The organism is Pseudomonas sp. SC3(2021), from assembly GCF_019856535.1.
GTDB classification, from domain to species: domain Bacteria; phylum Pseudomonadota; class Gammaproteobacteria; order Pseudomonadales; family Pseudomonadaceae; genus Aquipseudomonas; species Aquipseudomonas monsensis.
The window spans coordinates 1,724,322-1,735,821 of record NZ_CP082236.1 but is presented as its reverse complement, the minus strand read 5'-3'; the positions used below and the strand labels follow the sequence as shown (position 1 = coordinate 1,735,821).

Here is an 11,500-nt window from a genome sequence, read left to right as displayed (position 1 = left end):
AGGCCAAGGGCGCACTGGCGTCATGGATTGTAGATATCTTCCCGTGTCCACGGCAGTTCATGGCTGCCATCCGGATGCGCCTTGACGGCGAGGATCTGGTGCAGATTGATCCAGCCGCGAGCGAACGCGTACGCACAACCGGCCAGGTACAGACGCCAGATGCGCAACGCTTGATCGGGCACCAGTTTCGCCGCCGCTTCGAGGTTGTCCTCCAGGCGCTCGCTCCAGTGATCCAGTGTGCGCGCGTAATGCAGGCGCAGACTTTCGACGTCGATGATCTCAAGCCCAGCCTCGCTGATCTCGGCCGAAATCATCGCCAGGTGCGGCAGCTCGCCGTTGGGAAACACGTACTTTTCGATGAAGTCCCCGGCACCGCGCCCCACCGGACGACCGTCCGTGTGCTTGGCGGTGATCCCGTGGTTCATCACCAGTCCACCCTCCTTCACCGCGCCAAACAGGGTCTTGCAATACTCGGCAAGATTGGCGTGACCGACGTGTTCGAACATGCCAACACTGACCACCTTGTCGAAGCGCCCGTCCTGCGGCAAATCGCGGTAATCGAGCAACTGCAGTTCGACCTGGTCTTCCAGCCCTTCGGCTTTAACCCGTTCACGGGCCAGTTCCAGTTGTTCCTTGCTCAGGGTGATGCCGAACACCTTGGCACCGAACTCCCGCGCGGCATAACGCGCCAGCCCCCCCCAACCGCAGCCGACATCCAGCAGATAGTCGCCCGGCTGCAAACGCAGCTTGCGGCACAGGTGACGGAACTTGGCTTGTTGCGCTTGCTCGAGGGTTTCACTGCCCGTTTCGAAATACGCGCAGGAGTACGCCATGTCGCTGTCCAGCCAGAGCTGGTAGAACGCGTTGGACAAGTCGTAGTGGTAGGAAATGGATTTAGCGTCAGTCTCCTTGTCGTGCACGGAACGCACCGGCTGACTGTCTTCGTCTTCATCGAGCAACGCGCTGCTCAACTCATCGCAGACCCGGATGACCTCGCTGATCGAGCCTTCCAGTTCCAGTTTGCCCTCGATGAACGCCGCCCCCAGCGCGTCGAGACTTGGATGAGTAAACTGGCTGACCATCTGCGGGTCCTTGACCACAATGGTGACGCTGGGCGCCGGCCCCAGATTGATTTCATGGCCGTCCCAGAGCCGCAGACGAAGCGGTAACTGCAGATTCTGTAAGGCCGGTGGAAGTTGCGCGAGCATGGAAAATCCCCCTTGTTTCAGACGTCTGATCTGAGGGTAGACCATCCTGAAAAAATAGCAGGCTATCGAATTAATTAGCCGAAACTATGATTGCAGACGCTCCAGCAAGCCATCCTGTACCCACTGTTTCAACCAGGTGACGGCTTGAAGTGGCGCGCCCTCACCATAAGTGACTGCTGCCTGTGCGCACAGTTCAGAGAAGCTCCAGTTCTCGTTCAGCACCCCGTTCAGCGCTTCGCCTTCGGCAGATGGCAGGCTGCGATAATGACTGACCAGACCATTTCGCCAGATCAGGCAGATCTGAGGCGTCGCAAGGCTGACGCTGGCAGGGAAAGCGCTTTGCTCCTTCACCGCACGCCATTGCGCAAGGCTGTTGAACCGACACTCAAACCATTGCAATGAAGGGGTCGGTTTGAATCGCAACCCAGGCCATTCTTCAGGTGCCAGCGTCGCCATTGTCTCGATGCTTGAAGGCGCGCCTGCGGGCGCATCAAAGGCCAGCGTAAAGGCCCACTCAAGCGCTGCCAATTCAGCCAACGGCGCACTCTGTGCCAGCACCAGATGTTCGCGGATGAACCCTTCGAAGCCTTTGCCCAGCCAGCGCAGGCTGTAATGTGTCGAAGGATGTTGGCGCAGGTAGGCGCTGGCCAGCAGGTCGAATTCTTCGTCGCCCAGCCAGTGCCAGATCGTCGGGAAGTCGCTGCGCAGCACCTCAAGCAGTCGCGCTCGGTAAGCGTTGTGGTAAATCGCCAGACCGGTATCGACATCCAGCGTCGGGCCGCCGACAAGCGAGTCGACCAGTGCCGGATCGGCGACGGCCTCATCCAGCAGAAATGCTTCGAACGCCAACTGCCAGTCATTCAGGCGCATTGCGTGCTCCCCTGCAGGACCATTGCCGCCAATTCACGAGCCTTGTGCAATTCATCAAGCAGTTCGTCGAACGGCGGAAAGTGATCGTCGCGTTCCAGCAGGGTGGCCACCGGGCCGAGGTGTTGCAGCGTACGTTGATACAGCGCCCAGACCGGATCGCTGACCGGATGATCGTGGGTGTCGATCACGTAGTCGCCATAATCGCTGTGTCCCGCCAGATGCAGCTGACGTATCTTGTCAGCCGGCAACTGCTGAATGAAGGTCCACGGATCAAAGCCGTGATTGCGTGAACTGACGTAGACATTGTTGACGTCCAGCAGCAATTCGCAGCCGCTCACCCGGCTCAGGGCGGCGAGAAATTCCCATTCGGTGAAATCATCGGAAGCGGCACGCACGTAACTGGAGACGTTCTCCAGTACCAGTGGACGCTGCAGAACGTCCTGCACCTGCGCGACGCGCCCGGCAATGTATTCCAGACTTTCTTCGGTGTACGGCAACGGCAACAGGTCATGCAGTTGATGGGCGTTGCCACGGCTCCAGCACAAGTGGTCGGAGATCCACGCCGGCTTGACCCGTTCGGCCAGTTGTTTGAGGTGTATCAGGTAGTCGCGATCGAGGGCGTGCGGCCCGCCGATGGACAGGGAGACGCCATGCATGACCAGCGGATAACGCTCGGCGATGGCGTCCAGGTAGTACAGGGCCTTACCGCCCGGCACCATGAAATTTTCCGAGATCACTTCGAACCAGTCGACGTCAGGGGCCTGTTCGAGGATCTGTTGGTAATAGGCGCTGCGCAAGCCCAGGCCATAACCGAGACAGGGAAGAGAGGCGGACATGGGCGAACTCCTGTTGATAGTGGCCGCAGTGGCGTTAACCACTGCGGCGACACCTGGCGGTCAGGTTATTCGCCGACCTTGCCACCGGCCTTTTCGCACGCCGCCTGGGTCATGGCCTTGAAGCCCTGGCCCTTGCAGGAGCCCATGCCTTTGCAAGCGTGGTCTTTGGTTTTGCAGTCATTCTGGCCTTTGCAGGCATTCACACCGTAACAGTGAACGTTGGCATCGGCAGCCATCGCATTGGTCGCCACACCGGCAAACATTGTGGCAGCAGCCAGAGCGAGAGCGGCACCGGCAGCAGCGGTCTTGATAGTCATTTTTTTATCCTCGGTCATCGTCAGGGGTTGTCGGCTGGAAGGTTGTTCAGTCCCGACATAGCACTAGAGAGGGCCTACCCTTGTGGCGTTACAGAGGCTGAAAAAAATAATTTCAGGCATCTTCCTTGAGCTTGAGCAGCGGCTCCTGAAAGCGCAACAAACGACCGGCATTGCCCAGCACCAGCAATGTGCTGAGGTTATGCAGCAGCGCGGCAATCATCGCTCCGGCGGCGCCCAGCCAGCCGAATGCAGCGAACACGACGATGGCCAGCGTCCAGCCCAGACCGATGATCACATTCACTTGCAGGGTTCGCCGGCACTGCCGACTCAGGCGCACGCAAGTCCCCAGTCGACGCAGGTCACTGCCGATCAGCACAATATCCGCCGAGGCCAATGCGATATCGGCACCACCCGCCCCCATCGCAACGCCCACCACGCCCGCCTTGAGGGCCAGCGAATCGTTGATACCGTCGCCAACCACCATCGGCCGGAAACCGTTGTCGATCTCCTTGAGCACGCAATTGAGTTTGTCTTCGGGCAACGCCTGCGCTTCAACCTCGTGCAGGCCCACCTCCCTGGCCAGGGCGTGGGCGACGCTTTGCCGGTCACCCGTCAACAACAGTTGCCGGCCCAGACCCAAGTCGCGCAATTCACCGAGGGCAAAGCGCGCTTCCGGTTTGACGCTATCGGCCAGCAGCAACCAGGCGAGGAATTCACCGTTCAAGGCCAGGCCCGCGATCGGGCCATCGTGCTCGGGAATGGCCGTGGTGGTGATGCCCAGTTGAGCAAACAACTCCGGACGGCCGAGTGCCGCTTCGCCCTGCGCGGTCATCGCCACCACACCGAGGCCCTGGCGTTCGTGGATATCCGTCAGCGCCAGGCATTCTTCCTGACTGACCAGCCCGGCGAGCGCGCGACTGACCGGATGACTGCTCGCCGCGCCGAGGCTTGCGGCCAACGCCATAACGATGGATGCGTCGGCACGCGGCTTGTCGATCGACTGCAAGCGCAACGTGCCGTATGTCAGCGTGCCGGTCTTGTCGACCACCAGCGACGTCAGATCGGCCAACTCTTCGAGGAACGCCGAACTGCGGATCAGAATCCCGTGGCGTGCCGCCACCGCCACACCGGCAATCGCCGTGGCCGGCGCCGACAACACCAGGGCACAGGGACACGCCGCCACCAGTACCGCGAGCATCGCTTGCGCGTTGTGCGTGATGAACCAGGTCACCGCTGCCAACAACAACACCAGCACCATGTAGCTGCCGGCATAACGCTCCAGCAAACGGGTGATCGGGGGTTTCGAACGCTCGGCGTTTTGCATCAGCGCGATGACTTTGCCGAGGGTCGATTCACCGCCGGTGCGCGTCACTTCGATGCGCAGCAGACCGTCGAGGTTGATCGCACCACCAAACACCGTCATGCCGACGCCCGCTTCTACCGGCACCGACTCACCGGTAATCGACGCTGTGTCGAGACTGGCCTGGCCGGACAACACCCGCCCGTCTGCCGGTACACGGTCACCGGCACGCACTTCGACCGTGTCACCGGATGTGAGCGAGCCGTTGTCGACTTCGATGATCGTTCCGTCGGCCTGAACCTTGCGGGCATGGCTGCGGGTCAACTGGCCAAGCGCATGAATCGCTTCCTGGGAACCGATGACACTGCGCTCCTCCAACACATGACCGAAGATCATGATGATCGGCAGCAATGCTGCGGTCAGCAGATCACCGGTCGCCCAGGCGCCGAGCATCGCCAAGGCAATCAACTGATCGGTGATGCCGTGCAGACTCGGGTAACGCAGGCTGAACCACGCCGAGCGCATCACCGGCACGGCAACCAATAAAGAAGCGAAACCGAGCAGCAACTGGCTGACGCCGGTTTGCTCAGGGCTCAACCAGCGCCAGATCAAACCGAGGCCGAGCAGCCCCAAGGCGAGCATTGCCAAGGTCAATTGCCGCGCGGCGCGGCGTTGTTCAGCCGAGGACAACAGGCTCGGTGCAGCGGTAGTCGCGGTCATTTTGCGGCTCCCTGAATGATCAGACGGGAATCGTCCTTCGGATCGACCGTGGTCACGGATCCAGCCTGACCGAGAATTTTCGGCATGCGTTCGCGATACAGACGCAACAGCATCTGCGGGTCAGTGCCCTGCTGTTGGGCTTTGGCCAGACTCGATACGGTGGCGGTATCGGCGGAGGCTTTGGCGAGTCGCTCGCCGGCTTGAGCGTGTGCAACTTGCAGCGCGCGGTCGGCCTGTTCATTGGCCGCCTGAGTGAGTTTTTCCGCATCAGTACGTGCATTCGCCACAGCCTTGTCGGCCTGCTGACTGGCGGTCAACACCGCATTGAAGGCACTGACCGCCGGATCGGGCAGACTCGATTGCACATCGACCCGCGCCACCTCGATACCGATGCCCTGCCCACCCGCCTTAAGCTCGGCCAGGCGTTTGTTGATGCCTTGCACCAGATCGCCGCGCAGTCGTTCGCGACGTTCGGCGGCCTGGTTGTCGGCGCCGATCAACTCCGGACGAGCGACCAGAATGGTGTCCAGATCCCGTGCGGCGGTGAGTGCCACGGCACTGCGCGTGACCAGGCGATCCAGTGCCGGAAGCACATGTTCGCCCTGAAGCACGAAGTCATAGGGGTCGGTGACCTTATAAAAAACCCGCACATCCAGTTGCACGACACCGGCATCACCGGTCAACAGGTATCCGGATCCGGCGAGCGCATCACTGATCGGCACCGCAAACGAGGCGACTCGATCTGCCTTCACCGCCTCAGCGCTGCGCAGCAGGTTGCCAATCCGGCGCTCGATCACGCGGTCCGCTGCCGGCAGCAAAACCACTTGTTCAAATGGCTGCGGCCAGGCCAACAACAGACCGGCATTCTGAATGCGATCCAGCGCACCGAAATGCAAAACCACCGCGCGATTCTGCGGATCGATCTGCCGCACATTGGAAAATGCCCAGGCCAGGGCGGCCAGCAATGTCACCGCATACAGGGCGAAAAACGCCAAGCGCCCTGCCTGAATCCACGGACTGTTCAGCGCATGTGTTCCACGTGGAACTTCTTCACTCATGGCTGCGATCCGAATTTGCTGTCGACGCTGGGCGGGCCGTCAACCAATACGCGGAAGGGGGCGGCGTCGGTGCGCAGAATCAGTTTGGTGTCCGGTGAAACAATGGTGCCAAGGGTGTCCAGCGAGCGCAGCAAGTTATACAGCTGCGGCGACCCGGCATAGGCGCGGCCATAGATCTGTGCAGCTTCAACCCGCGATTGCGCTTCAATATCAGCGGCTTTTACCGTGGCGTCCGCCTGCACAATGCGCGCATCGCGCTCGGCCGCAGAACGGATTTGCGCCGCTTCGCGTTTGCCGATCGCCGTGCGCTCAGTGGCAATGGTTTCACGCTCGGCGCGCATGCGATCCACCGTGGCGGTAAGCGTCACCGACGGCAAGGTCAAGCGCTCGATGCCCACCTGCACCACGCGCACACCATAAGTGGCGAGCAATTGCTGATCGATCTGCTGACGCAGTTGCGCCTCGAAATCAGCGATATGCACCTGACTGGCGTCGGTGTTGACCAGGTTCGCCAGGTCAAAACTGCTGGCGGTGGTTTCCAGCGCCGAGCCCACGAACGTGCGAATCTGCCGTGCCGCTTCATCCGGCTGGTTCTGCACAGCGCGCATGAAACGTTGCACATTGTCCGGATCGCCCTGCACCTGCCACGCCACGTAAGCCTGAACGATGATGCGCAAACCGTCGCGCGTGCCGACATCCTGCAAGCCGCTGGAGGTGGTGCGCAGACGCAGGTCCACCGGGATCGCCGCTTCAAACGGCGCCGGCCAACGCCAGCTCAAACCCGGATCGAGCAGCACACGCGACGGATTACCGAACCGGGTGATGACCGTGGCCTCGCCCGAGCGCACTTGCACCAGACTCGCCGCCGCGATGGCAAACGCCACCAGCAATGCCGCCCAAGCCATGCGTCGCCAGGGGAACGGCCCCGCTTCTTCCGGCGCACCGTGATGGTGATGGCCATGATGATGGTGATGCCCGCCGTGGCCGTGATCGTGGCCGCCGTGGTCATGGTGATCGTGAGTGTGCGACTGGCTCAATGGGCAACTCCTGGTTGAGCGGTGGTGCGCGCGGGCGATGGATCAGCCGGCAGCGTAAACGTACGCAAGTCGATGGTCGGCGCATTGCTGCTGCCACCCAGACGATGGTCGAGCACCAGCAATTTGGCTTTGCTCAAGCCTTGGCTGAGCTGACTGAGGTATTGCTCCAGAACAAACGCCTGGCCGGCGCTGGCGTAGGCTTTTTGCTCGGCAGTGAATTTCAGGTCTGCGGCCTGCGCCGAAGCATTGATTTCGCGCGCATTGGCGCTGGCCTGGTCGCGGGCGAGGCTGGCCTGCAACTGCGCCTGATTACTCGCTTCAGCCGCCGCTCCCCGCTCACGGGCGATTAACGCCTGCGCGCCAATCTGCGCTGCTTGCACGCTGTGATACGCGTTGGCCGCACCGGCCGGCGGATGAATGGCTTCAACCACCGTGGCAAGAATCTCCACCCCGCTGTCGAGCTTTTGCAGATCGTTTTGCACCGCGCGTCCAATCTGATCGCCCAGCCCTACCCGATCGGTACCGAGCAAACCGTCGAGCGTGCGCGAAGCGAAATCGTGCACCAGAATCCGGCTGGCCGTGCTGCGGATCAACGTCGGGACATCGGCACTGTTATAGGTCGCCGCCAATGCCGCCTGGTCACTCAGGCCAATGCGATAGACAAACCGCACGTCCATGTTGACGATCTGGAAGCTCTGCTGCTCGCCGCGGCTGCTGGCAATCACCTGAGACTTGTCGTTGACGTGACTGGCGTCCCACAGACGATTGGCCGTCATGGGGGCCGGGCCTTCGGCAGGATCGGGCTGAACCGGCGCCGGGTTTTCGCCGACGCTGGTCGCCAGTTCGTGGACGACGCCGTTTTCCACGTTCAGCACCCGTCCCAGCGGCCACGGCAAACCAACGTGCAACCCAGGAGCGAACACCTGCACCGGTTTGCCGAAACGCTCGTAGATCCCACGACCTTGCAACGGAATTTCATGAATGCCGGTCAGCAGCCAGCCGAGTCCCACAACCAGCGCCAGCACAGGCAGAAATGCGCGGCGCATGTAGCTGAACGCCCAGATCTGGCGCAGATCGATGCCGAAACGGTTGTGCAACTCGTGCTGCAACGCGAGTAACGGTTGTGGCGGCCAACGCAGCAGATCGGCGCTAAAAGTGCGCGCCAGCAGGGTCGGCTCGAGTTGCTCGCGACGAGGACTGAATAGTGACAATACGGCGCGCAATAACAGCTCGATCGCGACCAGTCCCGGCAAGATTCCAGTCAGTACGGCCACGCGAACCGGCCACACGGCACTCTCGCTGGCGAACAGTAAACACAGTGCGCCCAGCACCAGAGTGATAATCACCACCCGCGTCAGTTGCGCCAGCGAGCCCGCTTCTGGCCATTGCGCCGGACTCTCTTGTGCCAGGTGCCGCTCCAGTACCAGCAAGGCGAAGGCCAGCAACAACGCCATCACCGCGCCAACGGTAGCAGACAAACCCACCGCCGCAGCCGGTCGCGCGAGGTTCCATGCCTGCTCGATGCCAAGCAACACCAACAACGCCCAGCCACCCAGCCACAACGTCGCCGCACCGATCTGGCCAAGCCAATGCAAACTGCGCTGACTCACGCGTTCCAACAGCTGCTCGTACCATCCCTGCGCAGCAGACGGTTCTTCCACTGTTGGAGGATTCGACGCCAGAGGCGTCATCACCCGCTCACGCCATCGCGCCACCCACCACGCCGATTGCAAACCAGCGACCAGCACCAGCAACGCCGCACTCTGGTTGACCAACAGCGGCAGCCACAACGACTGCGGCGCGAACAACCCGACAAAAAACGCCAACACCCACCCGGCCCCGGCCAAGCCGCCAAGGCCGATCGCCCAGCGCCGTAATCGCCGACCTTGCATCGCCGCCTGCTGAAAGCGCGGCAATCCGGTCACTGGCGTGCCTTCAACTTCCAGATCGACTTGCATAACACCCCGAAATCATTGGTTCACTGCGCATATCGTTACGATATAACGATAATCGTGAAATATTCGTACACAATTGCATTTATCTAAAGATTTCCAACCTGTCGCTTGCCTGAAGCCTTGACCGAAATGTCCATAAACGCACATATTACGTTCGTAATTTTCTTCGCCGACTACTTTTAGCATCCGCATCCATCAAGCAGGAGCAAGCGCATGAGCAACTATGACGTAGTGATTCTGGGCGGCGGCCCCGGTGGTTATAACGCGGCGATCCGCGCTGGCCAGTTGGGTCTCAAAGCCGCTTGCGTCGAAGGTCGCGCGACCTTGGGCGGCACCTGCCTGAATGTCGGCTGCATGCCTTCCAAAGCGCTGCTGCATGCTTCGGAGCTGTATGACGCAGCAATGGGTGCGGAATTCGCCAACCTCGGCATCGAGGTCAGACCCACGCTGAATCTGGCGCAGATGATGAAGCAGAAAGACGAAAGCGTGAGCGGCCTGACCAAAGGCATCGAGTTTCTCTTTCGCAAAAACAAGGTCGACTGGATCAAGGGCTGGGGCCATATCGACGGCCCGGGCAAAGTCAGCGTGACCAACGATCAGGGCAGCAAGGTCGAACTGACCGCCAAGGACATCATCATCGCCACCGGCTCCGAGCCCACTCCCCTGCCCGGCGTGGAGATCGACAACCAACGCATTCTGGATTCCACCGGCGCCCTGTCGCTGAGCGAAGTACCCAACCATCTGGTGGTGATCGGCGCCGGGGTCATCGGCCTCGAACTGGGGTCGGTGTGGCGGCGTCTGGGCGCGCAGGTCACCGTGGTCGAATACCTCGATCGCATCTGCCCCGGAGTCGATGCCGAGGCCGGCAAAACCCTGCAGCGTTCGCTGAGCAAACAAGGGATCGCCTTCAAGTTGAGTTCGAAAGTCACCAGCGCTACCTCGTCAGCCAGCGGTGTGCAGCTTAGCGTCGAGCCGGCGGCCGGCGGCAGCGCTGAGTTGCTGGAAGCCGACTACGTGCTGGTGGCCATCGGGCGTCGTCCGTACACCCAGGGCCTGGGTCTGGAAAACGTGGGGCTGAGCACCGATAAACGCGGCATGCTCGCCAACAGACAACACCGCACCGAAGCGCCCGGCGTGTGGGTGATCGGCGACGTCACGTCGGGGCCGATGCTTGCGCACAAGGCCGAAGATGAAGCGATGGCCTGCGTCGAGCAGATCCACGGCAAGGCCGGCGAGGTCAACTACGACCTGATCCCCAACGTGATCTACACCAAGCCGGAACTGGCCAGCGTCGGCAAGACTGAAGAGCAGCTCAAGGCCGAAGGTCGCGCTTACAAAGTCGGCAAGTTTCCGTTTACCGCCAACAGCCGGGCGAAGATCAACCACGAGACTGAAGGCTTTGCCAAAGTCCTCGCTGACGAACGCACGGACGAAGTTCTCGGGGTGCATCTGGTCGGCCCGAGCGTGAGCGAAATGATCGGCGAATTCTGTGTGGCAATGGAGTTCAGCGCTTCGGCGCAGGACATTGCGCTGACGTGTCATCCGCACCCGACGCGCTCCGAAGCGTTGCGCCAGGCAGCAATGAATGTCGAGGGGATGGCGACGCAGATGTAATCAAGGCAGAGAAACCGTTATCGCCGGCAGGCTGGATCCCACCTTTGACCGCGTTCCAATGTGGGGGCCAGCCTGTTGGCAATGAAGGCCAACCTCAATCCGGAAGATGCCCCAATGGCAACGCCCCCGGCGTCTTCACCGTGTGAATCGCAAAGTTGCTGCGAATGTCGCTCACCCCCGGCAACTTCAACAGACACCCGCTGAGAAAGCGGTCATACGCGCGCAGATCCGGCACCACCACCTGCAAGAGAAAATCCGATTCACCGGAAACGAGAAACGCGGAAATCACTTCCGGTAACGCGGTGACCGCTTCATAAAAAGCCTCGGCCTGTGCGTCGTTGTGCCGCTCGACCTTGACCCCGACAAACACCGTCAGACCCAGCCCCACTTCATCGCGATCCAGATTGGCCTGGTAACCGCGAATCACGCCGGCCTCCTCCAGCATCCGCACCCGACGCAGACAAGGCGATGCCGACAGGCCGATTTCGTCGGCCAGCTCGACGTTGCTCAGGCGTCCGTTACGTTGCAGGGCGGCGAGAATCTTGCGATCAAAGGCGTCCAGTTTCATATTTGGCAGATTCCGAG

Annotated in this window: 10 protein-coding genes; 1 reads left to right on the top strand and 9 read right to left on the bottom strand. The window is 61.1% G+C overall.

The genetic code is table 11. The features are described from left to right. Window positions 1-20 precede the first annotated feature (20 nt). From cfaB to hflK (K5Y35_RS07570), 8 genes are all read right to left on the bottom strand, one after another. A complete protein-coding gene (gene cfaB / locus K5Y35_RS07605) occupies window positions 21-1,208 on the bottom strand; it encodes a C17 cyclopropane fatty acid synthase CfaB (RefSeq protein WP_123470037.1) in 1,188 nt (395 codons plus the stop codon). A gap of 84 nt (window positions 1,209-1,292) precedes the next feature. Next, window positions 1,293-2,078 carry a DNA-binding domain-containing protein gene (locus tag K5Y35_RS07600; protein WP_222834007.1) on the bottom strand — a complete coding sequence of 262 codons (786 nt, stop codon included), beginning with the start codon at window positions 2,076-2,078 and terminating at the stop codon, window positions 1,293-1,295. After that, the gene (locus K5Y35_RS07595; protein WP_123470040.1) at window positions 2,069-2,914 is read right to left on the bottom strand and encodes a DUF692 domain-containing protein; all 846 of its coding nucleotides are present in this window, start codon (window positions 2,912-2,914) and stop codon (window positions 2,069-2,071) included. The genes K5Y35_RS07600 and K5Y35_RS07595 overlap by 10 nt, the downstream gene beginning before the upstream one ends. Before the next feature lie 65 nt (window positions 2,915-2,979). Then, window positions 2,980-3,231, bottom strand: a complete 252-nt coding sequence (locus tag K5Y35_RS07590) for a hypothetical protein (RefSeq protein ID WP_123470041.1) — start codon at window positions 3,229-3,231, stop codon at window positions 2,980-2,982. A gap of 112 nt (window positions 3,232-3,343) precedes the next feature. Then, the gene (locus K5Y35_RS07585; protein ID WP_222834006.1) at window positions 3,344-5,251 is read right to left on the bottom strand and encodes a heavy metal translocating P-type ATPase; all 1,908 of its coding nucleotides are present in this window, start codon (window positions 5,249-5,251) and stop codon (window positions 3,344-3,346) included. Beyond that, window positions 5,248-6,309 (bottom strand): protease modulator HflK, encoded by a 1,062-nt coding sequence (gene hflK / locus K5Y35_RS07580; protein ID WP_186743815.1) that lies wholly within the window; start codon window positions 6,307-6,309, stop codon window positions 5,248-5,250. The genes K5Y35_RS07585 and hflK (K5Y35_RS07580) overlap by 4 nt, the downstream gene beginning before the upstream one ends. Further along, window positions 6,306-7,346: a protease modulator HflC gene (gene hflC / locus K5Y35_RS07575; protein ID WP_222834005.1), complete on the bottom strand. Its 1,041-nt coding sequence runs from the start codon at window positions 7,344-7,346 to the stop codon at window positions 6,306-6,308. The genes hflK (K5Y35_RS07580) and hflC overlap by 4 nt, the downstream gene beginning before the upstream one ends. Beyond that, window positions 7,343-9,304: a protease modulator HflK gene (gene hflK, locus K5Y35_RS07570; RefSeq protein ID WP_222834004.1), complete on the bottom strand. Its 1,962-nt coding sequence runs from the start codon at window positions 9,302-9,304 to the stop codon at window positions 7,343-7,345. Before hflK (K5Y35_RS07570) ends, hflC begins: the two co-directional genes overlap by 4 nt. 210 nt (window positions 9,305-9,514) lie before the next feature. Between hflK (K5Y35_RS07570) and lpdA the strand changes: the two genes are divergently transcribed. Next, a complete protein-coding gene (gene lpdA, locus K5Y35_RS07565; protein WP_222834003.1) occupies window positions 9,515-10,915 on the top strand; it encodes a dihydrolipoyl dehydrogenase in 1,401 nt (466 codons plus the stop codon). 94 nt (window positions 10,916-11,009) lie between these two features. Here the strand turns inward: lpdA and K5Y35_RS07560 are convergent, their stop codons facing one another. Next, window positions 11,010-11,483, bottom strand: a complete 474-nt coding sequence (locus K5Y35_RS07560) for an Lrp/AsnC family transcriptional regulator (RefSeq protein ID WP_123470052.1) — start codon at window positions 11,481-11,483, stop codon at window positions 11,010-11,012. Window positions 11,484-11,500: the final 17 nt, after the last annotated feature.